Consider the following 22,240-nt stretch of genomic DNA (forward strand, 5'->3'; position numbering starts at 1 on the left):
TTAAAAGAGCGAGAGTTAGTCGATCAATTCAAGCATTTCACTAATGCGGTTAAATTTCTCACGCGGTTTTCCATCAACGGCGCGTGAAATTTCAGCTTCATTAATGGTTTGCCATTGCTGGAATGATACTGTCTTGACGCTGCGTGCTTGCAGTAGCTCATCTATCGCTGCGGAGCCTGGCTTATTGCCCGCTGGTGGTGTGGCTTCAAGATCAGCCATGATCTGTTTGGCAACTGTCATTGAATCGCTGCGGTTAGCAGGAATAACGCCCTGCGGGCCACGTTTACACCATCCAGCTGTGTATACGCCGGTTTCAACCAGGCCTTCATTGTTGCTGACGATACCGCGGTCGCTGTCGAAAGGCATGCCTCCAATAGCTTCGCTGCGATAACCGATTGCAGAAATTACACTTTGAACCGGAAGCTCAAAGGTTTCGCCGGTGGCTTTAGCGCGACCATCAATGATCGTGTTTTTCTCCAGCTTCAGACTGCTGACTTTGCCGTCGCTACCGCAAATCTCAAGTGGTGACGCGCAGAACATGAGATGCAGGCGGACCGGCTTACTATCAGCGTTATTGGCCGCGTATGCGCGTAGTGTGTCGAGGTTTTTTTCGATCGCCTTAGCTTCTTTGGGATCAATCCCTTCCGGCAGGCTTGCTGGCATCTGTGCCGGATCAACCAGGGCGATACAGCGATCCAACTCTGCAAATTCACTCAGTTCAGCGTTGGTAAAACTGGCTTCAACAGGACCGCGACGACCGATCAGATAGATATCGGTAACCGGGGAACTGTCAATTGCAGAAGCGGCCTCTGCGGTAATGTCTGAAGATCCCATTTCAGCAGCGGTTTTGGCTAGCAGGCGGGATATATCCAGTGCGACGTTACCATTACCAATAATTGCAATGCCATTGCAGTTCAGGTCAGGGTTAAGGTCGGCCTGATCCGGGTGGCCGTTGTACCATGCAACAAATTCCCCTGAGCCATAAACGCCGCTAAGGTCTTCGCCTGTAATTCCCAGGTTACGGTCATTCAGGGCGCCGATAGTGATGGCGATAACATCGTAGCTATCTTTCAGTTCCTGATAGCTGATATCGCTACCGATATTGATATTGCCCATAAAGCGGACGTTATCACGACTGAATGTGCGCTCGAATTGACGAATAATGTTTTTGGTGCCCTGGTGGTCAGGGGCAACGCCGGCGCGTACCAGCCCGAAAGGTGTTGGCAGGCGATCATAGATATCAACCTGAGCGCCATCCAGCTTTTTGGAAAGCATATCTGCGATATAGCAGCCGGAAGGGCCGCTGCCTACAATAGCAACATTGATCATGTTTTAGTCTCCGATTAGCGCAAGACAACAGCCGGGAGCTGTTGTTGCCGGTAATTCCTGTTCTGTGGTGATTGCCTGACAGCTGCGGGGGAGACGCGGGCTGGTTTTATAATCCACCAAATCGTTTATAAAAGCGCGGTGCGGGCTCGGGTAGAGCGCCATCCGCTGTTTCCTGTGTTTGCGACAGGTACTGCTCCGCTTTATGCTGGATCAGTCGGTATATGTTGCGGCATAAAAGGCGCGCCGAGGTGCCGGCCCAGTCTGCTGGTAGTAATTTTTCCGGTAGCTGCGGATCGCGAAGCAGAACCCGGCGATAATGATGAATCAGCAGGGTACGCAGCTGAAAGCATTGTTCCGGGTCGAGATCTTCTTCAGCCTCAATCGCTCGCAGTATTGGTCGGAAGCGTTCCAGAAAATCCTGGTAGTCCTCGGTCAGTTTCTGCAGATTCCAGCACTCATGTACCAGCTCTTTTAATGGTGCAGATGTCTGACTTCCAGACAGTTCTGACTCCATATGAATTACATCATTTTGAACACACACATCCTGCAATGTGTTGTTGACCTCCGCCATATCCGCCATTGGGTGAGCCATGACTGAGGGTGATATGTTACCAAAACCAAGCCACTCTAGCTCTTTTTTGACAACCTTTCTTAGCTCATTATCCAGTTGGGTGGTAATAATCAGATCCCATTTTCCATCCCATTCTGGATACAGTTCTGCATAGATCCGGCGGAAGGCGCTCTCGAATCGGCGGCGTCCGGTATCGGTAAGGCTGTAAAAGCTTCGACGCCCGACCTGGGTCGATGTCAGCCAGCCATCCTTTGTAAGACGGAAAATTGAGGTTCTTACCAGGCGCTGATTCAGGCCCAGGGGTTCCAGCAATTTAATCAGGCTACCTAGCCAGACTGTACCGCCACGGGGGGATATAGCATCACCATAGATGGTAATGATCAGTGATCCGCCCCGGATCGGGCGCTGGTTTTTAAACTCTTCTACCAGCTCTTCTATGCAGCGAAGTTTATTCATTAAATGTCACACAATTTTTTGGCTAGAGGGGAAAGCAGCTGATAACTTGCTGAATTACCGGGCTTTAGCAGGATTTTATGTGCAAATCTTCATGTCAGCAACTCTGTCTTTAGTAGTGACTCATATCAAAAGAGTCGCATCAAATGGTTGACATGCTTTGAATGATACACTAATTTTGTCTCAAGCGTCGAATTTTGTGTCATAACGGATGCAGGGTTGGGAGAGCGGCGCTAACCTATTACTAGAGTGCTTAAACTCAATCGGAGACAACAGAATTATGAAAACTTATGACAAGGGCGATAAGCTGCCAGATCACTATAAAGAGTGTCTGATCAACCTGATGACTTTCCAGGCTGACTCTGAGTATGCCGGTGCCCAGCGAGTTGCTGAGAACCACCGTTTCGCTCCCCGCCCTGAAGAAGCGTACCGTCTCTCCAAGAAAGTTATGGAAGAGATGGGTCACGGCTATTACATCTGGAACCTGCTGCGTGATCTGGACGTTGATGTTGATTCACGTCTGCACGAGCTGGCGTCTAACTCTGAAAACCCTGATCCGAAGAAAGTAAATATTATTAACGGTTTCCGAAAGGAAAACTGGTCTGCTTTCTTCGAGTGCTGGGAAGATGTAGCACTGTTCTCTACTGTTGTAACTCCAGCGGCGGTTGCTTTCCTGGGGCAGTACCGTGAATGTTCTTACCTGCCATGGGCACGTGTAAACGTACGTATTCATAAAGAAGAGCATGGTCACCTGGCGTTTGGCGTCTGGGCTTCTAAGCGTTGTATTGAATTCGGTGGCGAGAAAACCCGTGAGTTCATGCAGCAGCGTATCGAAAAGTTCATGAAGATGGGTCTGGGCTTCTACGGTCGTCCGTCTACCGGTGGTACTAAGTCAGAAATGTTTGATATCTACCACGAGTACGGCCTGAAGGTTAAAACGCCTGAGCAGCTGCAAGGTGAATACCTTGAGTTGTTGACTGATCGTCTGGGTGATATAGGCTTTGAAGTACCACAAGGCGTTGAAGCTGATTACGATATGCGTATCGGTTACGGCGTAGAGTGATCAAGAGGAGCTAATCATGATCATCCCATCTCCGGATAAACTGGTTGAAAGCAATGTGAGTGTGCTGGCCAAATTTGGTTATAAGGCATTCGATGGCGAAACAGAAGACTGGTCTGGAATGTGGGCGCTATTGAAGGGGGACTTCGCAGGTGCGGAGTCTTCCAGTGTGCCTGATTTCACAGCCATGACGCCCAGCCAGCAGGAAGCGGCCAAGATCTATATGCGGCGTCGTCTGATTGCCGATCGCTTTTTTGAAGAGTGTCGCGCCTGTCAGGCCGACCTGTATAAAGGCATTGATACAGAGCAGATGGAGCGTTACACGCTGGCTCGGGATGCCTATGAAGACAGCGTTAACCATTTTGGTGAGGCACGTGAAAAGCTTGAAGAGATCATGAAAGGTGTTTACTGGTGAGGTTCTCCTTAAAATGATCAATAAAAAAAAACTAGTTTATACATTAACTAGTTTTTTTTTGTCTGCAATATGGCACACTGAATGCTGAGACTGTTTCTAAACAGGAAATATTCTTGTGCTGTTTTGTCCGGTTATCCCCTTGTTTAAATGGGGTATTGTTTGATCAACATCAATGATACTTGTTGATTAAGGGTATGTCGGTAAATTGGCTTGATACAAATAAAGACGAAAGAATTAGTCGATATGTATCACGTTGTCGGTTATGCTGTCGTTAAGCTTCAACTGTTAAAGTTAAAGTTTGAAGACGCTGAGTACAGGGCTGAGCCCAATCAGTCTCTCATATAAAAATAAAATTGATGCACGAAAAAGTGCGTACATGAGAAAGCCAGGAGATAGAACGAATGACAAATATGAACTTCCTGAAAACTGCAGCAGCAGTAACACTGGGTGTTTCCCTTTCCGCGAGTGCAATGGCTGAAACTACTCTGCGTGTCGCAAGCTGGTTGCCGCCTACTCATCCACAGAATGCTGTCGTATGGCCAACCTGGTCTAAATGGGTTGAAGAGGCGACTGAAGGTCGCGTTAAAGTTGCAATTGAATATGGTATGGGTCATCCGAAAACCATGTTTGAGCTGGTTGAAGATGGTGTAGTAGATGCATCGTTCAGCTATCACGGTTATGTACCTGGTCGTTTTAAACTGACCCAGGCGGTTGAGCAGCCTCTGCTGGGCACCAGCGCTGAAGCGGCTTCTGTAGCGCACTGGCGTACATTCGAGAAGTATTTCTCAAAGGCTAACGAGCATGAAGGTCTGGAAGTAATCGGTCTGTTTACTCACGGTCCGGGTCAGATCCACATGGCTACCCCTGTTTCTTCCCTGTCAGATCTGAAAGGTAAGAAGATCCGTCTGGGCGGTGGTGTTCAGGGTGAGATCGGTCACCGTATGGGCGTAACCGCTGTTGGTGCTCCGGCGCCTAAAGTGTACGAGATGATGCAGCAGGGCGTAATCGACGGTGTTTTCATCCCGATGGGTGAGCAGAAGTCGCTGCGTCTTAAAGAAGTTGCTAAAAACGTGATTGCGTTGCCAGGTGGTATGTACCTGGGTAGCTTCGCAATGTTCATGAATCCTGAATTCCTGGAAGGAATTGATGCTAAAGATCGTGACGCGATCCTGGCAGTGTCCGGCGAAAAACTGTCAGCGATGGCGGGTCGTGCATGGGATGCGGGCGATGCTGAAGGTCTGAAGGCTGCGCAGGAAGCGGGTGTAAACATCACTATGGTTCAAGATGGTGATGCGTTGTCTGCTGAATTTAAAGCGCTGACTAAAGGTATGGAACAGACATTCCTGGATTCTGTAGCAGACCGTGGTGTTGATGCGAAAGCCGCTCTGGCTGAGCTGCGCAGCATCGCTCGTAGCTACAAGTAAGACACGCTAGCTTTAAGTAATAAGTAGGAGTCATCTATGACTTTTAGTGCCTGGATTACAGCGCACTACGAAGAGAAAGGGCCGGTCGCTTGGCTGGCCTTTTTTCTTGAGTTGATCGCTGCCGTAACACTATTTCTCCTGATGTTGCTGACCTGTGCTGATGTATTTGGTCGCTATTTTCTGGATAACGCTGTCGACGGTACTACCGAACTGACAGAGATGGGGATCGCGATCCTCGTATTCGCTGAGATGCCGGTTATTACCTGGCGTGGTGGCCATGTGGTAGTGGATATACTTGACAAGATGATGGGTAGTGCCGTGATTAAGGCGCTGGGATTGCTTGCCGCTTTCCTGATGTCGACATCGTTGTATTTCCTGGCTGTGCGGATCTATGAGCTGGCGAGTCGCTCGCAGCGACGCGGTGAGGTCACTGAATACCTGCAAATGCCTGTCGGTTATATCATTGAATATATCGCCATAATGAGCTGGATTACAGCAGCTGCCATGATCACCTATGGTGTTTATCGGTTGTTGTTTCTGTCACGGGACTAGTTCTGGGAAATAGGTCCTGACCGTTTTTCAAAGATCAATACGTTTGTAACCTTACGGGTATTTCTTAATGATTACTGCATTAATTGGCTTTGCTATTTTGCTGTTGATTATCGTAGTGGTTCGTGTGCCTATCGCGTTTGCGATGGGTCTGGTGGGCTTCTTCGGTTTCGCCTATATGCAGGGCCTGACCTTCGATAACTTTATGGACTTCCGCTGGACTGGCGCACTATCGATGGCATCTAAACGTGTCGTTGATACCGCACAGGAGTACAGCCTGTCCGTTATTCCTCTATTCATTCTGATGGGTAATCTGGTCACCAAGTCCGGTTTGTCCCATGAATTGTATCGTGCCTCTTATGCCTTTTTAGGGCACAAGAAGGGCGGTCTTTCGATGGCGACCGTTGTTGCCTGTGGTGGCTTTTCGGCAATCTGCGGTTCCAGCCTGGCGACGTCTGCCACAATGGCAAAAGTGGCGATGCCACCGATGCGTAAATATGGCTATGCGGATTCACTGGCGACGGCGTCGATTGCCGCCGGCGGTACCCTGGGTATCCTGATCCCGCCAAGCGTAATTCTGGTAATCTATGGCCTGCTGACTGAAACCAGTATCCGGGAGCTGTTCGCCGCCGGTTTTATCCCTGGTTTCATGGGTATTCTGTTGTATCTGATGGCGGTGCGTTATGTCGTATGGCGTGACCCTGCAGCGGGGCCTTGTGGCGAGAAAATGGGCTGGGCAGAGCGCTTCCAGGCGCTGAACGGTGTCTGGGGGGTATTGATCCTGTTTACCGTCGTGATGGGCGGTATCTATGGCGGTATCTTTACGCCGACCGAGGCTGCAGGTATCGGTGCTGGCGGTGCGTTTATGATCGCATTGTTTCGCCGTTCACTGAATTGGGGGAGTTTGTTCGATATTCTGACCGATACTGCACGGACCTCTGCCATGTTGTTTGCGGTATTGATCGGTGCACTGATCTTCTCTAACTTTATTAACCGTGCGGGTCTGCCGGCTGACTTGCTGGCGTTGGTAAATGGCCTGGATGTCCCGCCAATGGTGGTGATCCTGGTTATTCTGGCGATCTATATCGTACTGGGTATGGTGTTTGAGAGTCTGTCGATGCTGCTGTTGACGGTGCCTATATTCTTCCCATTGGTGCAGAGCCTGGGCTTCGACCTGGTGTGGTTCGGTATCGTAGTGGTCGTGGTGACCGAGATCAGCCTGATTACACCGCCCGTGGGTATGAATGTATTCGTTCTGGCGGCTGTGTTACGGGATGTCAAGGCAAGCACCATCTTTAAGGGGGTAACGCCTTTCTGGTGTGCAGATATTGTCCGACTGGCGCTGGTCACTCTGTTTTCTTCGATCGCATTGTTCCTGCCGGAGCTGCTGTACCGATAAATACGCTGAATTACAAAGAGCCCTGACGGGCTCTTTTTGTATCTGTACCTGCTGAAACTGTTCAGTAGTTGAATTAATAGGGGTTAAACAATGCTGCCTGAAGTAAAAAAGATCCTATACGCATCTGATATTGATAAAGGTTCGCGTCCGGCTTTCCGGGCTGCGGTCAGTCTGTGCGGACACTATAATTCTGAGATTACCTTCCTGCATGTACTCGAGCCGCTCAGCTCGTCGGCACAGAGTATCGTTGATACGATGATGAATGATGAGTCGCTGCATGAGTTGCATGATCAGAGTATTATCAATGTCAGCAACAAGCTTAAAGAGCGGGTGAGCCGTTTCTGTGAAACTGAGCTTGAAGAGAATGAGATGCTGACTGATGCCCAGGTGCATGCCCGGGTTGAAGAGGGTACGCCCTGGAAAACTATTCTTAGTGTGGCGGATGATATCGATGCTGATGTGATTGTTATGGGTACCCGGACCCATTCTGCAATGGGGCAGTTTCTGCTTGGTTCTACGGCAAATAAAGTAATGCATAACTCTAAGCGCCCGGTGCTAATCGTACCTCTAAGTTAAGGCGTTGCCAGTACCGGCTTTGCGGGTGATATCAAATGCCTGCTAAGCCGGATTTTATCCGGTCTTCTATTCTGTATTTCCCGCTAAGCATCTCTATTACCTGGCCCTCTATCCTGTATGAGCCACCAAATACTTCTTATATCTTGCTAATCTTTGTCCTAATATTTCTAGCGGGGAAATAATGTTATTCGCTACAGGTGGTTATCTGGCTACTGCTTATTGGGTATCTTAGCGGTAACGAGTAGTGAAAGACTGTACCGCGTTGCATTGTGTTTGTGGCCTGGTCGTTTCATGGTTTCAGAACTGATTTTTACCCTCTATGCTGTCTCGTTTTGAGATTATCAGGGCTTAATAAAATAGGAATTTAAGTATGACGAAGAAGGCTTTTGCGTCCTCTGCGGACCTCGGCGTAAAAACCGAAACACTGGAAATCCTGGGCGATGGTATCTATGCATTGACCGCTGAAGGCGATCCGAATATCTGTGCCGTTGAAGGTGAAGACTTTATCGTTGCATTTGAAGCGCGTGCTACACCAAAGGCTGCTAATGACTGGCTGGAGAAGTTGCGTGAGTACACTGACAAGCCGGTTAAATACCTGGTGCTGTCGCATTACCATGCAGTACGTGTTCTGGGTGCTTCTGCGTACAATGCTGAATCTATCATTGCTCACGAAAACACGAAGTTCCTTATTGAAGAGCGCGGCATGCAGGATTGGGCTTCTGAATTCGGCCGTATGCCTCGTCTGTTTCGTGAGCCGGAAGGTATTCCAGGCCTGACTCACCCTGATATCGTATTCAATGATCGTCTGGAGATTCCGCTGGGTGGCGATCGTGGCAATCTGGTTCTGGAATACTGTGGTCGTGGTCATACAGCCGGTGATATTGTTGCCTGGATTCCGAAACAAAAAATATTGTTTGCCGGTGACCTGGTAGAAGCTGCAGCAGCACTGTATACCGGAGATGCATTCCACTTTGACTGGTCTACCGAGACGCTGGACAAAGTTAAGACCTTTGAAGCAGAAACGCTGGTTGGTGGACGTGGTGCGGTTGTTCATGGCCGTGAAAATGTTGATGCAGCCATCGAACAGACCCGTGGTTTCCTGACCGGTATGATCGACAAAGTCGGTGAGGTTCATAAGCGTGGCGGTACTCTTAAGGAGGCGTTTGAGTCTACCCGTGATCATCTGGGTCCTCAGTTCGGTATGTGGCCGATTTTTGAACACTGTCTGCCGTTCGACGTGCAGCGTCTGTGGGATGAGTTTGATGGTATTGACTGGCCGCGAATCTGGACTGATGAGCGTGATCAGGAAGTATGGGATCAGTTGCAGGACTAATCTAAGCAGGTGCTTGGGGAAGATATAAATATTTCCGTATTACAGAAGGGAGCGATCCCGGCAGCAGAAAGGCGGCACTCGGTGTCGCCTTTTTTATAGCTGATCTCTGGCTACTGTTAACTAAGTGGAATCAATATTGTCTCTTTAACCAACGGCTGCTACTGTTGGATAAAGGCTAACTGAAGGTGGCTACAGTATTTGACGTCCTTTTGGCATCGTGGTTGTTTTCGATGATTGTTATCAAACTAGAATTAATAATGTCTCTTTCAAGGGTGGGGTAAACAATGGATGTTCTTTCGGCAATGGGTGTGCTTGTGCGCGTGGTTGATCGCCAGAGCTTTTCTCTTGCGGCCGCTGAACTCGGTATCTCCAGCTCTTCGGTCAGTAAACAGATCTCGCATCTTGAGAAACATGTGGGAGCCCGGCTTCTGCAGCGTACTACCCGGCGTCTGAGTGTCACCGAGGTGGGCGCGGCTTACTATGAAAAGTGCCAGAAGATTCTTTCTGAAGTGGAAGAAGCTGAGAATCTGGTATCGCAGTTGCAAGGTAAGCCCCGGGGTGTGTTGCGAATCAATTGTAATATGACTTTCGGGCAGTTGCTGTTGGCCAAAGCAATTCCTGAATTTATGGAGCAATACCCGGATATACAGTTTGATCTTACCCTCGATGACGGCGATGTCGATCTGATTCGCGATGGCTTTGATCTGGCATTGCGGATCACTAACCCAGCATTGCCTGATTCAAGTCTTATCGCCCGTGAGATCGCCTCGATTCCGATGTTTATCTGTGCCAGTCCTGAGTATCTGGCGCTCAATGGCTGCCCTGATACACCTGAAGACCTTAAACAACATAACTGTCTCGTATTTATGCTGGCTTCAAATACCAATAGCTGGACACTGAGCAGTGATGATGGCCCACAAACTGTACAGGTCAGTGGAGATCTTAAGGCCAATAATAGTCTTGTGGTCCGGCAGGCGGTGTTAGCCCATCGCGGACTGGCATATCTGGCGTCATTTGTGATCGAGCGTTTTGTCGAGGCTGGACAGATTAAAATTCTGTTTCCCGGATACGAGCCTGAGCGGCTAAGTTTATTTGCGGTTTATCCCGATCGACAATACATGTCACCCAAAGTCAGCCTGTTTATCGAGTTCTTTAAAGACTGGCTGGAAATGAATCTGCAGCAAGAATTTATGCTGTAAGGCCCGAAAACACTAATCATTTCTAAACATAAAAGTGATAGTCGCAATAGCGTAAATAGCAGGGCAGGCCTGTGTCGTGATTGTTTTTTTAATGCTTTGATTTGTAGAGATTTTTATCTTTTATGGTAGTTATTTTTACTGTTTCCATAATTGAAATAATGTTGTGCCCTTAATGTGGCTTATCTACTCTATATAATTAGTTATCTTGAGAATGTCTTAAAGATAAATCGTAGGCCATCGTTGAAGAGCCATATATAGAGTGCGGGATAATGTTCAAGACATACACATACCCAGAGTTTGACTATACTCGCTCCGCCGACCAGGATGCGGCGACTACAGCGCACCACCCTGTGATCGTGGTTGGTGCAGGTCCGATAGGTATGGCAGCAGCTATCGATTTTGCTCAGTATGGAGTTGATGTAGTAATTCTGGATGATAGAAGTACAGTAAGCGTTGGTTCCCGTGCGGTATGTTACGCCAAGCGCTTCCTGGATATTTCCGACCGTCTGGGTCTGGGTCAGCGCGCTGTCAATAAAGGCGTAACCTGGAATCTGGGCCGCGTCTTCTTTGAAGACGATGAGATCTATAACTTCAATATGTTGCTGGAAGAGCATCATCGCCGTCCAGGCTTCATCAACCTGCAGCAGTATTACCTTGAAGAGTACATGGTCGATCGTGTCAACGAATTACCGGCGGCTGATCTGCGTTGGAAGAACAAGGTAACTAAAGTACAACAAACTGTTGATATTGTTCGCCTCACTGTTGAAACCCCTGAAGGCCCTTATGAGCTGAGCTGTGACTACCTGTTAGCTTGTGATGGCGCGACGAGTAATGTACGTTTTCAGTGTGGCCTTGAATCTAAAGGTCAGATTTTCCATGATCGTTTCCTGATCGCTGACGTCATCATGGATCCAAAGAAATTCCCAGCAGAGCGCTGGTTCTGGTTTAAGCCTCCGTTCCATGAAGGCCAGTCAACCTTGCTGCACCGTCAGGCTGACAATCTATGGCGTATCGACTTTGACCTTGGCTGGGATGCTGATCCTGAAGAAGAGAAGAAACCGGAAAATATTATCCCACGGGTTAAAGCGTTCCTCGGCGACGAGGTTGATTTTGAACTGGAATGGGCTTCGGTCTATACCTTTACCTGCCGTCGTATGGATGAGTTCCGTAAAGGCCGTATCTTCTTTGCTGGTGATGCTGCTCACCAGGTGTCTCCGTTTGGTGCCCGTGGTGCCAATTCAGGTATTGAAGATGCCGATAACCTTGTCTGGAAGATCAAGGCGGTTATGGATGGTCTGGCACCGGCAAGCCTGTTAAACAGTTACTCCGATGAGCGTACTTTTGCTGCGGATGAGAATATCCTGAATTCCACCCGTTCAACTGACTTTATCACGCCGAAGAATGTGCAGAATAAAGCTTTCCGTGATGCGGTACTGAAGCTGGCGAAGAACTATACATTTGCCCGTCCATTGGTTAACTCCGGGCGCTTGTCAGTGCCACCAATCCTGACTGAATCGGCATTGAACACAGCAGATAGCAGCAACTTCGAGTGCAAGATTGTACCGGGAGCGCCATGTACCGACGGTCCTATCCTGCTCAACGGTGAAGAGACATTTATGCTGACTGAGCTGGGTAATACCTTCAATGGTCTGTTGTTTATCGATAGCCATGCCAATCTTGATCCGTCAGTTGTTGCGCAGCTGGCTGAACTGGCACAGCAGGCGATGCCGGTTAAGACTTTCATCGTGGCCAGTCATGAGATGGATCTGGATCTGCCGGAAGGCGTTGAATTGGCCGTAGATACTAAGGGTGTTGTTAAACAGCGTCTGGATGCTCAGGCTGGTACGTTTTACCTGACCCGTCCTGATCAACTGGTCACTGCACGCATGCGTACATTCGATAAGGCTGCAGTGGATGCGGCGCAGAATAAAGCGCTTGGAAACTAACAGAGAATTGAGAGAGATAATGTGATGGCTAATCTGATTACTGAGCCGAATCTTCCGGTTCCCGATGATTTTTACCAGGCGCTGACCGATCTGCACCGCAACCTGACTACCGAGCAAAGCCGCGATGTAAACGCCCGACTGATCCTGCTGTTGTGTAACCATATTGGTGATCAGGAAGTTCTAACTCAGGCGATGACGATTGCCGGTGAGCACCTTTCGCAAGATCAATAGAGTGTCAGAAAACAGTGCCCTGATTTGTTCCGGGTTTAGTGGGTTTTATAACTAAGAGCGTGACTCTTAGTTTAAATAAGCGTTGTACCGAGAGAATTCTCTATGAAACTGGGTTCATTAAAACATCGTCGTGACGGGCAGCTGGTCGTCGTATCGAAAGATCTGAGTCGGGCAGTAAAGGTGCCAGAAATTGCACCTACACTGCAGTCTGCGCTGGATGACTGGGACTTGACTGAACCTCAGTTACAGGTCATTTACCGGCAGTTAAATAATGGCGAAACAGCAGGCTTTGAGCTGGATCTTGGGCAGCTTGATGCGCCTCTGCCCAGGGCATTTCAATGGGCTGATGGTTCAGCTTATCTGAACCACTCGGAACTGATGCGCAAAGCGCGTAATGCTCAGTTGCCGCCTGCATTCCTGACCGATCCGCTGATGTATCAGGGTTGTTCCGATCAGTTCGTCGCGGGCCATGAAGCCATTCGGGTAAGCTCCGATAAATGGGGCATCGATTTTGAAGCTGAAATCGCCGCCATCACTGGTGATGTAGCGATGGGTTCGACTCCTGAGCAGGCGTCGACAGAGATTAAACTGTTGATGCTGATTAACGACGTTTCGTTGCGCAACCTTATTCCTGCTGAGCTGGCCAAAGGTTTTGGTTTCTTTCAGGGGAAGCCTGCCTGTTCGGCATCGCCGGTGGCAGTTACGCCGGATGAACTTGGCGAAGCCTGGCGAGGTAGCAAAGTTCATTTGCCGATCGAAGTGCGTTTTAACGACGCTTTGTTTGGTAAGCCTGATGCCGGGGTTGATATGAATTTTAACTTTGGCGAATTAGTCGCGCATATCGCCAAAACCCGGGATGTAGGCGCCGGCACTATCGTTGGTTCAGGTACCGTCAGCAATAAGCAGGATGGCGTATCATCAGTAGAAGAGGGTGGCGTAGGTTATAGTTGTATCGCCGAAGTGCGCATGATTGAAATGATTGAGTATGGCCGTCCGAGTACGCCGTTTATGCGTTTTGGTGACCGTATTCAGATCGATATGAAGTCCAAAGATGGGGGCTCTATCTTCGGTCAGATCGATCAGACTGTCAGTCGTTATAATCCTGAGAAAAATCAATTTTAAATCGTTTCTATGTTGTCCTTTCTAATTAAATTCAGAGAGGCGTTGTATTGAGAGATAACAATGATCTTATTTGATTACTGCCGCTCTTCAGCGGCCTATCGTGTCCGCATTGCTCTGAATTTAAAGCAGATGCCCTATGAGCAGGTGCCGGTAAGCCTTCTTGCTGGTGAGCATGTGGCTGCAGAGCACCTTGGTCGCAATCCTCAGGGGTTTGTGCCGGCGCTACAGGATGGCAAAGCGATGCTGACCCAGTCTCTGGCGATCTGCGAGTATCTGGATGATGCATACCCACAAACGCAACAGCTAATGCCAGCAGATGCTGTAGGTAAAGCTAAAGTGCGGGCAATGGCGCAGCTGATCGCCTGCGACATCCATCCGGTGAATAACCTGCGCATGCTGAAGTATCTGGTGGCTGAGCTGGGTGCCAGCGATGAGCAGAAAACTACCTGGTATCAGCACTGGATCTATAAAGGTTTTGACGCACTGGAACAGATGCTGGCCGATTCTGATACGACCGGCGATTTCTGCTACGGTGATCAGCCGACCCTGGCGGACCTGTGCCTGGTGCCGCAAGTCTTCAATGCCAACCGTTTTAAGTGTGATATGAGTCGCTATCCGAATATTGTCCGGATTAACGATAACTGCCTTAAAGCAAAAGCTTTCACTGATGCCCATCCGGACCTGCAGCCGGGGGCATGATCAGTAGCTGATAGAAAAGGGCCGCAATTGCGGCCCTTGTTTATTGGTTATAAGCATTGGCTTACTCAATATCGTTAAGTGCCTGCATCGCTTCTTTGCTCCAGTCCAGTGCACTGCGGTAACAGCTCTCATACAGGTTGGCATCAAAGTCGGTAGGTAGCAGGTCCCAGTCTCCCGCTTCATAGTTGCCGACGTGCATCAGTACTTCACCCATATCCCCCTCATTAAGCAGGATTGCATCTTTAATATCATCGGCAAGCGGTACTTGCTCGAGCATGGTTTCCTGATCAATATCCAGCAGGATATGCAGATTAGACATCATGCCGGTCATGAAGTAACTGCCACTGTTCTTGTGTCCGGAGTGGGTCGCAATCTCTTCACACATGCGACCCCTTACGAGCAGGTTACGGCATATCTCTTCTGGTTTGCCAGCCTGGTTGGTCATCGCGATCAACGTCGCCCACTTACGGATCTGTGCCATACCCAGCATAACGATCGCTTCGGTGAGTGATTCAACTTTGCGTACCAGTGCGTAGGCGGCAGAATTGACGATTCTCAGTAATTTGTAGGTCAGTACCGGATCCCGGATAATCAGGTGTTCCAACCGTTCTGGGGTGGTGTTGGGGTTTTGTAATTCCTGCACTAATTCAAACAGCGCCGCCTGGTTCGGGTCGACCTTCTTGCCTTTGACAACTTTTGGTTTACTCAGGAAATGGCCCTGGAATAGCTTGAAGCCCAATTTATTACACTGTTCCAGTACTTCAACGGTTTCGATCTTGTCAGCAAGAAGCGTCACTTTGTAAGGCTTTAGCTGCTCTACATGCTGGGCTACCTGTTCTATCGTAGGCTTTGTTACATTGATTCTGACGATATGCGCCATTTTCAACAGTGGAACCAGTTCCGGGGTAAAGCTGAAATCACCCAGAGCGATGCGGTAACCCGCTTTAACAAGTCGATGCACGGCGATGATCATGTTGCGGTCGATCTTAATATCTTCAAGGATTTCCAGGACGATATTTTTCCGCGGTAACTCAGGGAAGTCATCTGACAGTAATAGTTCACGACTGAGGTTGATAAACGCAGGCACTCGTTTAAGGGAACCCTGGTCAGAGATGCTGGTGTAGGTGTTAAGAATAACTTCGCTGGTGGCGCCGGAATTACGGAACAGAGCGTTTTCAGTGTCGTCTTCATTGCGATACAGCAGTTCGTAAGCGATGACGCGCTGAGTACGGTCAAAGATCGGCTGTCGCGCCATTAGTACTTGTGAAGCGGTAGCTTGTGTATCCATGATGCGCCTTAATCCTTATCCGTGTCTGCCACAGTTTTACTGAGCATATAACGAAGAATCAAGGATGTCAGCAGGGCTATATCTCAGAACAGGTACACTTGTTAGCAATAAGCAGCTAAAAGCGGTCGCTGTTTTTTGTGCTAAGGGTATAATATGCCTCCTTTAAACAGGCAGTCGATCGTAATTACAAGACAAACCGGGTAACTGACCGGGTAATATTTCAAAAAAGATGGAGAGTGTTTGTTGAAAACCCTTATAAATCAAATCTTTAGGTCTAGCGATGAGTATTAACTGGTTTCCGGGCCATATGCATAAAGCCCGCAAAGAGATCGCCAAAGTGATGGACGAGATCGATGTGGTGATTGAGGTGCTTGACGCCCGTCTGCCATATTCCAGTGAAAATCCGATGGTGTCACAGCTACGCAAAGGCACGCCGGTTATTAAATTGCTTAATAAGAGCGATCTGGCAGATGCGGTTCGGACTCAGGAATGGATCGAGTATTATAATAGCTTGCCGGATACGCTGGCGCTGACCATAGACTATTCGCAGAAGAAGCTGATCAAGAGTATCCCAGAGCTATGTAAGAAGCTGGTACCTTCGCGCAGTAATCATGGGCGGCCAGTACGGGCGATGATCATGGGTATACCGAATGTCGGTAAATCCACTATGATCAACGCGTTGCTGGGTAAGCGTATAGCTAAGGTCGGCAACGAACCTGCGGTGACAAAAGGGCAGAAGCGTTTTACCCTGAAGAACGGCATGGCGCTGTCTGACACACCTGGAATCCTGTGGCCTAAAATTGAAGATAAGGATTCCGGTTACCGTCTGGCGGCCAGTGGTGCCATTAAAGATACAGCAATTGAATATGAAGACGTCGCTTTGTACGCAGCTGGCTTCCTTCTTAACGATTATCCCGACCTGTTGCAGCAGCGCTATAAGTTTAAGGAATTGCCTGAAACTGCTGATCAGTTGCTTGAAGAGATCGGTCGTAAGCGTGGTGGTCTGAGGCCTGGTGGCGTTATCGATCTGCACAAAGCCTCGGAAATACTGTTGAATGAATTGCGCGGCGGACAGATAGGTCTGATTACTTACGAAACTGTTACCCAATGGCAGGAAAAATGGGAAGCGGCACGCATTGAACAGGAACGGCTTGAAGCGGAAGCGCTGGCTGAGCAGTTAGCTGAAAAATTAGCAGAAGAGGCCGCCGCTGCACGGCGCGCATCGAAGTACAAAGAGTAAGAGAATAGAGATGAGTAGAAAGAAGAAAAAACGTAGCGGCGGCGGTCAGACAGTATTTATTGATGTTCAGCGACGCAGTGAAAAAATGGCCGATCCTGATAGTTATGAAAGCCGTAAGCGCAAGAACCTTGAGCAGAAGCGCAAGGTAAAGTCGGTCTATCAGAAAGAGATCGAGGCAGCTGATAATGGTAATAACCAAGAGCAGCGTAAATCGCCGCTGGCGGATAAGATTCGTCGATTGAAAAAACAGCAGTCTGAACAGGCTGATCAGCCGGAAACCGATAACGAAGAATAATTCAATCCCTGGTTTGATCCTTCGTGTCGACCAGGGCGAGATATTATGCGGTTTATTGATGGGGAAATGACGTTTCCCCTGATATTTTCCCTCCCCATACGCATAGCTTGAACAATTCGCTCCCTAATGCTTTTCTTTTCATACAGCTGATACCCTCGGTGTCAGGCCTGACTCTGGTTCCCGACAGTCTGTTTTGAGGCATAACTATTTCTGATTAAGCTCGAATCCGGCGCTATTGCAGCAATGTGGAGGGTTAAAGGCGTTTAACTATAGGTATTTGGCCAGGCGATAGCAGTGTATATACAGCTGTACAACTGTCAGGTGATTCCAGATTAATTATGAATCGAATGCAACGTCCTTATGGCATAGGACAACTATACTATTGTCAATTGACATTAACTGAGTGAAGGGGGCTCTTAACATCAACGGGGGGATGTATGGCTAACTGCTCCTACTGTAACGGCACGGGTCACCGTACCGTTAAGAACGCTTCCGGAATTGCCGAGTTCGGCGGTATATGTACAGAGTGTGGCGGCTCTGGTATTAAACCGGGAACGCGTTATTTATCCAGTATCAACGATAGTTCATCAACCACTAATCAGGCAGATAATGCCGGTACAGTGGATTCTTCTTCACGCAGATCTAATAATGCGTTCAGCCTGATCGTGGGGGGGCTGGCTGGTATAGGCCTGTTCTTTTTGCTCGGCGATGAGATTAAAGCTCTGTTTGTCGGTTCCGAAGCGGCTGGGTTTTACCTTATGCTTATGGCTGGAATCGTCATCAGCCCCTTATTATTAGCGCGTTTTGTACCGGATGTTACAAAATTCATATCTCTGGTTTTGTTTGGGGCTATTATCCTGATTTTATACCGCATGTTGGTTTAGGTTCCTTAATTCAATACGGTCAGGGCTTTGGTTAGCTCTTGATCGGATAGCTAATGGGTCGGAACTTGTTGTGTGAAAAATATTTCAAGCCGTTTTTAAGGCTGTCGGCACGCTGTCTGCTGCTGGCATTCTTAAGCTAAAACGGTTACCTCTCATTCATTGATGCAACCCGTCCAGCTATTGATGCTCAAAAACAGAGTTAAGTGATTGTTTGATAAAGCCTGAAAAAGACCTGAGGTCGAAGTTTTTTGAGCGCTGAACTTTTGTGTTTAGCTGATTGTTTGAGCGAAGGCTTTGCACTTAGTAAAATCCTAATCTAGGTTTATGGGTGTTTGCAGGCTTAACTGCAGGCTGTAGTGGAGGTCATGTTATGTCCCACTCTGAAGTACATCGCGCCGGCGATGCGCCTATCAAGGTCGATCTGGTTGAGGGTGAGACCTATTGCTGGTGTGCTTGCGGGCGTTCAAATACCCAGCCTTTTTGTGATGGTTCTCATCAGGGGACTGGATTAGATCCTGTGGTGTTTGTCGCTCAAAAATCTGAAACTGTGTTTCTCTGTTGTTGTAAGCAAACCGGTACGCCGCCGTTGTGCGATGGTAGTCACAAGAAAAGGGAATAGTGAGTTTCTGCAGGCGCGCAGAAAGTACTAACAGTGTAGAATACGGCTTTTTTTACGGTTAGGTGTGAGCAGCTTGGAAAAGGTCGATGTAGTTATCGTCGGAGCGGGAGCTTCGGGTCTTATGTGTGCGGCCAGTGCGGGGTATCGTGGGCGTTCGGTGTTGGTGCTGGAGCATACTGCAAAAATAGGTCGTAAGATTCTGATGTCCGGTGGCGGTCGTTGCAACTTTACCAATATCCATAACGCGCCGGATAATTTTCTTTGTGCTAATCCCCATTTTACCAAATCAGCCCTGAGTCGCTACAGCGCAAACGATTTTATCGAGCTGGTGGAGCGTCACGGTATTGAATACCATGAGAAGACGCTGGGGCAGCTGTTTTGTAATGAGTCCAGCAAAGAGATTCTGCAGCTGTTACTAACCGAGTGTGACTGGGCTGGCGTTGAGGTCAGAACCGAAACCACAGTGACCCGGGTCGACAAGCAAGAACAGGAAGAAGCCGGTTTTATTATCACCACCAGTCGCGGCAAGCTGCACTGCCAGTCGCTGGTAATAGCAACCGGCGGTCTCTCAATTCCGAATGGTGGTGCGACCTCCTTTGCCTATGATCTGGCGCAGCAGTTTCAGCTGGAAGTGACACCACTGCAAGCCGCATTAGTACCCTTTACACTACAGCCTGATGATCTCAACCGCTTTAAAGAGCTAGCCGGCGTATCGCATCCGGTTATAGCCAGAATCGGCAAGACAGAATTCAAAGAGAATATGCTGTTTACCCATCGCGGCCTAAGCGGGCCTGCGATTCTGCAGATCTCTTCGTACTGGAAGCCCGGTGCTGAAGTTGAGTTGGACCTGTTCCCTGAGCTGGATCTGAGTCAGTGGTTGATTAAAGCCAAGGCTGAGCGTCCTAAGGCGGATATTCAGACCCATCTGGCGCAGCTGATGAGTAAGCGTATGGCGCAGGTGTTCTGCGAATTGTGGGAGCTGTCAGGCGCTCTCAATCGGTTTGACGATAAAACACTGTCGGCGATTGCCGAGCGCTTCCACCACTGGCGGGTTAAACCCAGCGGCACCGAAGGCTACCGCACGGCTGAAGTCACGCTGGGTGGTATCCTGGTCGACCAGGTATCTTCTAAGACGCTTGAAACCAAACAAGTGCCTGGATTGTACTTCATCGGTGAATGTCTGGATGTCACCGGCCATCTTGGCGGCCACAACTTCCAGTGGGCCTGGGCCTCTGGTTTCTGCGCCGGGCAGTTTGTCTGATGTGTATTGGTGTATTTAAAACCAAGACAGTTTAGCCGTTAATACTTCTGGATCCTGAAAAACTCTCCTAATTAGTTACACGCATATTTAGATCTTTCCGACAATGAATGTTTAGCCAGATACTCCCCCTGTAGTCAGATCATTTAGGGGGGGGCATGGAGACGTTCTTTGTTGTATTCCCGTACCCAGTATTCCGTTAATTCCCGTACTTCATTGCACGACTTTTAGGCTCTAGGTTTCAGCCTCACTCAAAATGAAACTTAATCGCAGGTTCCCTAAGGGCTGTGGATTCAAAGTAATAAACGGTTCGAGAGGTTTTTGTCAAATTCAGTATGGTCAAAAACTCAATTTGGCATCATATAGACTGGTTTTCACTAGTGTGCGAATCAGCTCTGCCAATTGTCTGTAAAAACTACGATTTGGAGAGTTCTGACGCCATGCTAATACATGAGTACGATGCAGATTCAGATTTTCAACATCCCTGACGCTCAGCCCCTGGGGCTGGTGTATTTCAGAATAGATGTAAAGTGAGGGTAAAAAAGTTAACCCCATCCTCATTATCACCATCTGACGTAGGGCATCCAGGCTGCTGCCCTCGTAATCCCTTGCAATCGTTGCACCCAGCTCCGAACACATTAGCTCTATCTGGTGGTAGCTACTGTATTGCTCTTCCAGCGTAAGTATATTCTGACCGCGCAGGTGATGGGTTTTGACTCTCTTTAACTTAGCCAGTGGGTGATCTTCTGGTGTAATTAGTTTAAGTGGTTCATCAAACAGTACCTCGGTGGTCAGGCGAGGGTTGCCAAATGGTCGGGGAATCAGTACCAGGTCCAGTCTTCCCTCAAGCAGATCAAGCTCTAACGCTTTAGGCATGTTTTCCCTGACGTAGAGTTTTAAAGACGAGTAGGTTTGATGTAATCCGGGTAAGATATGCGGAAGCAGGTAGGGGCCGACCGTGGGTGATACCCCCATACGGAAGGTTCCTCCCGGCCCGTTATTCATCATCGCTGCCTGGTCCAGAAGACCGTTCATCTCCTCAAGCACCTGTCGGGCGTTAGCCAGCAATTCCCTACCCGCAGGCGTCAGGGTAGCGCCGCTGCGGCTACGCTCAACCAGAGTCAGGTTTAAGGATTTTTCCAAGTTGTAAATCTGAGCTGTAAGGGTTGGCTGACTGATTTTGAGCTGCTCTGCAGCACCACGGAAAGTGGTGGATTCGGCCAGGCGAACAAAGTATTCCAGCTGTTTTATGGTCGGTGTTTCCAGAGCCATAATTGTAATTCCTCGGGAATATGATCTATAAGATGATAGGATTATGCTATCAATAAAATTAAATAATCTCTATTGAGCTATCAGCTACAGCATCGCTATATTAGGCCGCATATTTAATCTGGAATTATGAAATCAGCCTCAGTGGATTGACTCGTTAAAGGCCTTCTGAAATTCCGGAGAGCACTTTTTGCTGATAACAAAGGTCTGTCTGGTCGGTTTCCATTGATTGTGAACTGCCGTAATACAGGGATGATTGAAGGCCTCAAAGGTCGGTAATCCTAGCTCGTCAAAATAAGAATAATTTCGGGAATAAAGTGGAGCGGTATTACATGCATATCATCAAATGGGCGGTAGTACTTTCAATATTCTGGTTGTTGCTTTCCGGCTTCATCGAACCATTATTGCTAAGTTTCGGTGCATTATCTGTTGTGGTAGTGCTTTTTATCCTCAAGCGTATGGATGAAGTCGAAAATGAGTCAAGGCAGATCGGTACAAGCCTTCGGCTTATTCGATATATGCCCTGGCTGATTGGGCAGATTTTCAGTTCTGGTATCCATGTAACGAAACTAATTTGGGGTTCACCAGACAAGGTTTCACCCGCCATAGCAAAAATAAACGCTAAGGACGTTCCAATAAGCAGTCGTGTTCTGTATGCAAACTCAATAACACTGACTCCGGGTACATTGAGTGTGGATTTGGAAGAGGGTGAGGTGACCGTCCATGCACTGCAAAAATCGTCTCTTGAAGAGCTAGAGGAAGGCTATATGGAGCAGAAAATTACGGGTATCTGGGGTCAAAACAAATGACGGATATTCTTGCGGCGGCATGCATCGCTATTCTGGTCGTTATGGCGATTGCCCTGGCCAGAGCATTTAAAGCTCCTACGGTTTACGACCGTATCCTTGGCGTTAATATGTTCGGTACCAAGACCGTTTTATTTATTGCGGCGATTGGTTTTTTGATGGGGCGACCGGACTTTCTGGATATCGCCATAGTGTATGCGCTTATAAACTTTATAGGGATGGTCGCGGTACTTCGATTCTTCGAATATACCTCGCCAATTGAATGACAACTGATT

The 22,240-nt window shown here is 48.5% G+C and carries 23 protein-coding genes; 19 read left to right on the forward strand and 4 right to left on the reverse strand.

Annotation, left to right across the window (positions count from 1 at the left end):
• Positions 1-15: 15 nt before the first annotated feature.
• Together ACQUQM_RS04930 and paaX are read right to left on the reverse strand one after the other, a co-directional pair.
• A complete protein-coding gene (locus ACQUQM_RS04930) occupies positions 16-1,329 on the reverse strand; it encodes an NAD(P)-binding protein (protein WP_432473374.1) in 1,314 nt (437 codons plus the stop codon).
• Positions 1,330-1,435: 106 nt separating this feature from the next.
• On the reverse strand, positions 1,436-2,356 hold the full coding sequence (gene paaX, locus ACQUQM_RS04935) for a phenylacetic acid degradation operon negative regulatory protein PaaX (protein WP_432473375.1): 921 nt from the start codon (positions 2,354-2,356) through the stop codon (positions 1,436-1,438).
• Positions 2,357-2,633: 277 nt separating this feature from the next.
• On the opposite strand from paaX, the gene ACQUQM_RS04940 reads away from it, so the two are divergent.
• The 12 genes from ACQUQM_RS04940 to maiA all read left to right on the forward strand — a co-directional run bounded on the left by ACQUQM_RS04940 (position 2,634) and on the right by maiA (position 14,306).
• Positions 2,634-3,416 (forward strand): Phenylacetic acid catabolic protein, encoded by a 783-nt coding sequence (locus tag ACQUQM_RS04940; protein ID WP_432473376.1) that lies wholly within the window; start codon positions 2,634-2,636, stop codon positions 3,414-3,416.
• 16 nt (positions 3,417-3,432) lie between these two features.
• The gene (locus ACQUQM_RS04945) at positions 3,433-3,828 is read left to right on the forward strand and encodes a hypothetical protein (protein WP_432473377.1); all 396 of its coding nucleotides are present in this window, start codon (positions 3,433-3,435) and stop codon (positions 3,826-3,828) included.
• A gap of 401 nt (positions 3,829-4,229) precedes the next feature.
• The gene (locus ACQUQM_RS04950; protein WP_432473378.1) at positions 4,230-5,252 is read left to right on the forward strand and encodes a TRAP transporter substrate-binding protein; all 1,023 of its coding nucleotides are present in this window, start codon (positions 4,230-4,232) and stop codon (positions 5,250-5,252) included.
• A gap of 36 nt (positions 5,253-5,288) precedes the next feature.
• Positions 5,289-5,804: a TRAP transporter small permease gene (locus ACQUQM_RS04955; protein ID WP_432473379.1), complete on the forward strand. Its 516-nt coding sequence runs from the start codon at positions 5,289-5,291 to the stop codon at positions 5,802-5,804.
• 67 nt (positions 5,805-5,871) lie between these two features.
• Positions 5,872-7,200 (forward strand): TRAP transporter large permease, encoded by a 1,329-nt coding sequence (locus tag ACQUQM_RS04960; protein ID WP_432473380.1) that lies wholly within the window; start codon positions 5,872-5,874, stop codon positions 7,198-7,200.
• A 90-nt stretch (positions 7,201-7,290) separates the two neighbouring features.
• Positions 7,291-7,776, forward strand: a complete 486-nt coding sequence (locus tag ACQUQM_RS04965) for a universal stress protein (RefSeq protein WP_432473381.1) — start codon at positions 7,291-7,293, stop codon at positions 7,774-7,776.
• 370 nt (positions 7,777-8,146) lie between these two features.
• Entirely contained in the window at positions 8,147-9,109 is a 963-nt protein-coding gene (locus tag ACQUQM_RS04970) for an MBL fold metallo-hydrolase (RefSeq protein ID WP_432473382.1), read from the forward strand.
• Positions 9,110-9,393: 284 nt separating this feature from the next.
• Positions 9,394-10,308 carry a LysR family transcriptional regulator gene (locus ACQUQM_RS04975; RefSeq protein ID WP_432473383.1) on the forward strand — a complete coding sequence of 305 codons (915 nt, stop codon included), beginning with the start codon at positions 9,394-9,396 and terminating at the stop codon, positions 10,306-10,308.
• Positions 10,309-10,577: 269 nt separating this feature from the next.
• Positions 10,578-12,254 (forward strand): FAD-dependent oxidoreductase, encoded by a 1,677-nt coding sequence (locus ACQUQM_RS04980; protein WP_432473384.1) that lies wholly within the window; start codon positions 10,578-10,580, stop codon positions 12,252-12,254.
• 24 nt (positions 12,255-12,278) lie between these two features.
• The gene (locus tag ACQUQM_RS04985; protein ID WP_432473385.1) at positions 12,279-12,485 is read left to right on the forward strand and encodes a DUF2783 domain-containing protein; all 207 of its coding nucleotides are present in this window, start codon (positions 12,279-12,281) and stop codon (positions 12,483-12,485) included.
• A 102-nt stretch (positions 12,486-12,587) separates the two neighbouring features.
• Entirely contained in the window at positions 12,588-13,607 is a 1,020-nt protein-coding gene (locus ACQUQM_RS04990) for a fumarylacetoacetate hydrolase family protein (protein WP_432473386.1), read from the forward strand.
• Positions 13,608-13,667: 60 nt separating this feature from the next.
• On the forward strand, positions 13,668-14,306 hold the full coding sequence (maiA, locus tag ACQUQM_RS04995) for a maleylacetoacetate isomerase (protein WP_432473387.1): 639 nt from the start codon (positions 13,668-13,670) through the stop codon (positions 14,304-14,306).
• Between the two features lie 61 nt (positions 14,307-14,367).
• Here maiA and ACQUQM_RS05000 read toward each other — a convergent pair whose 3' ends face one another.
• Positions 14,368-15,594, reverse strand: a complete 1,227-nt coding sequence (locus tag ACQUQM_RS05000; RefSeq protein ID WP_432473388.1) for an EAL and HDOD domain-containing protein — start codon at positions 15,592-15,594, stop codon at positions 14,368-14,370.
• A gap of 280 nt (positions 15,595-15,874) precedes the next feature.
• Between ACQUQM_RS05000 and ylqF the strand changes: the two genes are divergently transcribed.
• The 5 genes from ylqF (at position 15,875) to ACQUQM_RS05025 (ending at position 19,893) form a co-directional block, all read left to right on the forward strand.
• Positions 15,875-16,834: a ribosome biogenesis GTPase YlqF gene (ylqF, locus tag ACQUQM_RS05005; RefSeq protein WP_432473389.1), complete on the forward strand. Its 960-nt coding sequence runs from the start codon at positions 15,875-15,877 to the stop codon at positions 16,832-16,834.
• A gap of 10 nt (positions 16,835-16,844) precedes the next feature.
• Positions 16,845-17,129: a hypothetical protein gene (locus ACQUQM_RS05010; RefSeq protein ID WP_432473390.1), complete on the forward strand. Its 285-nt coding sequence runs from the start codon at positions 16,845-16,847 to the stop codon at positions 17,127-17,129.
• Positions 17,130-17,566: 437 nt separating this feature from the next.
• Complete coding sequence (locus ACQUQM_RS05015) at positions 17,567-18,013, forward strand: hypothetical protein (protein ID WP_432473391.1); 447 nt, start codon at positions 17,567-17,569, stop codon at positions 18,011-18,013.
• 370 nt (positions 18,014-18,383) lie between these two features.
• A complete protein-coding gene (locus tag ACQUQM_RS05020) occupies positions 18,384-18,632 on the forward strand; it encodes a CDGSH iron-sulfur domain-containing protein (RefSeq protein ID WP_432473392.1) in 249 nt (82 codons plus the stop codon).
• Between the two features lie 73 nt (positions 18,633-18,705).
• Positions 18,706-19,893 (forward strand): NAD(P)/FAD-dependent oxidoreductase, encoded by a 1,188-nt coding sequence (locus ACQUQM_RS05025; RefSeq protein WP_432474798.1) that lies wholly within the window; start codon positions 18,706-18,708, stop codon positions 19,891-19,893.
• Positions 19,894-20,229: 336 nt separating this feature from the next.
• Here the strand turns inward: ACQUQM_RS05025 and ACQUQM_RS05030 are convergent, their stop codons facing one another.
• On the reverse strand, positions 20,230-21,162 hold the full coding sequence (locus tag ACQUQM_RS05030) for a LysR substrate-binding domain-containing protein (protein ID WP_432473393.1): 933 nt from the start codon (positions 21,160-21,162) through the stop codon (positions 20,230-20,232).
• A gap of 329 nt (positions 21,163-21,491) precedes the next feature.
• Here ACQUQM_RS05030 and ACQUQM_RS05035 point away from each other — a divergent pair, with 329 nt between their 5' ends.
• Positions 21,492-21,968, forward strand: coding sequence for a Na+/H+ antiporter subunit E (locus tag ACQUQM_RS05035; RefSeq protein WP_432473394.1), 477 nt, complete (start codon positions 21,492-21,494; stop codon positions 21,966-21,968).
• Complete coding sequence (locus ACQUQM_RS05040) at positions 21,965-22,231, forward strand: monovalent cation/H+ antiporter complex subunit F (protein WP_432473395.1); 267 nt, start codon at positions 21,965-21,967, stop codon at positions 22,229-22,231. The genes ACQUQM_RS05035 and ACQUQM_RS05040 overlap by 4 nt, the downstream gene beginning before the upstream one ends.
• The last annotated feature ends 9 nt before the right edge of the window (positions 22,232-22,240 follow it).

Source organism: Amphritea sp. HPY (genome assembly GCF_050870985.1).
Taxonomy (GTDB): Bacteria; Pseudomonadota; Gammaproteobacteria; order Pseudomonadales; family Balneatricaceae; genus Amphritea.

Bases quoted from the DNA above. Each gene is read 5' to 3' on its own strand.
- ACQUQM_RS04970 (WP_432473382.1), top strand. From the start codon at position 8,147: ATGACGAAGAAGGCTTTTGCGTCCTCTGCGGACCTCGGCGTAAAAACC.
- ACQUQM_RS05035 (WP_432473394.1), top strand. From the start codon at position 21,492: ATGCATATCATCAAATGGGCGGTAGTACTTTCAATATTCTGGTTGTTG.
- ACQUQM_RS04990 (WP_432473386.1), top strand. From the start codon at position 12,588: ATGAAACTGGGTTCATTAAAACATCGTCGTGACGGGCAGCTGGTCGTC.
- ACQUQM_RS05010 (WP_432473390.1), top strand. From the start codon at position 16,845: ATGAGTAGAAAGAAGAAAAAACGTAGCGGCGGCGGTCAGACAGTATTT.
- ACQUQM_RS04975 (WP_432473383.1), top strand. From the start codon at position 9,394: ATGGATGTTCTTTCGGCAATGGGTGTGCTTGTGCGCGTGGTTGATCGC.
- ACQUQM_RS05030 (WP_432473393.1), bottom strand. From the start codon at position 21,162: ATGGCTCTGGAAACACCGACCATAAAACAGCTGGAATACTTTGTTCGC.
- maiA (WP_432473387.1), top strand. From the start codon at position 13,668: ATGATCTTATTTGATTACTGCCGCTCTTCAGCGGCCTATCGTGTCCGC.
- ACQUQM_RS05015 (WP_432473391.1), top strand. From the start codon at position 17,567: ATGGCTAACTGCTCCTACTGTAACGGCACGGGTCACCGTACCGTTAAG.
- ACQUQM_RS05040 (WP_432473395.1), top strand. From the start codon at position 21,965: ATGACGGATATTCTTGCGGCGGCATGCATCGCTATTCTGGTCGTTATG.
- ACQUQM_RS04985 (WP_432473385.1), top strand. From the start codon at position 12,279: ATGGCTAATCTGATTACTGAGCCGAATCTTCCGGTTCCCGATGATTTT.
- ACQUQM_RS04950 (WP_432473378.1), top strand. From the start codon at position 4,230: ATGACAAATATGAACTTCCTGAAAACTGCAGCAGCAGTAACACTGGGT.
- ACQUQM_RS04955 (WP_432473379.1), top strand. From the start codon at position 5,289: ATGACTTTTAGTGCCTGGATTACAGCGCACTACGAAGAGAAAGGGCCG.
- ACQUQM_RS04940 (WP_432473376.1), top strand. From the start codon at position 2,634: ATGAAAACTTATGACAAGGGCGATAAGCTGCCAGATCACTATAAAGAG.
- ACQUQM_RS04930 (WP_432473374.1), bottom strand. From the start codon at position 1,329: ATGATCAATGTTGCTATTGTAGGCAGCGGCCCTTCCGGCTGCTATATC.
- ACQUQM_RS04945 (WP_432473377.1), top strand. From the start codon at position 3,433: ATGATCATCCCATCTCCGGATAAACTGGTTGAAAGCAATGTGAGTGTG.
- ACQUQM_RS05000 (WP_432473388.1), bottom strand. From the start codon at position 15,594: ATGGATACACAAGCTACCGCTTCACAAGTACTAATGGCGCGACAGCCG.
- ACQUQM_RS04980 (WP_432473384.1), top strand. From the start codon at position 10,578: ATGTTCAAGACATACACATACCCAGAGTTTGACTATACTCGCTCCGCC.
- paaX (WP_432473375.1), bottom strand. From the start codon at position 2,356: ATGAATAAACTTCGCTGCATAGAAGAGCTGGTAGAAGAGTTTAAAAAC.
- ylqF (WP_432473389.1), top strand. From the start codon at position 15,875: ATGAGTATTAACTGGTTTCCGGGCCATATGCATAAAGCCCGCAAAGAG.
- ACQUQM_RS05020 (WP_432473392.1), top strand. From the start codon at position 18,384: ATGTCCCACTCTGAAGTACATCGCGCCGGCGATGCGCCTATCAAGGTC.
- ACQUQM_RS04965 (WP_432473381.1), top strand. From the start codon at position 7,291: ATGCTGCCTGAAGTAAAAAAGATCCTATACGCATCTGATATTGATAAA.
- ACQUQM_RS04960 (WP_432473380.1), top strand. From the start codon at position 5,872: ATGATTACTGCATTAATTGGCTTTGCTATTTTGCTGTTGATTATCGTA.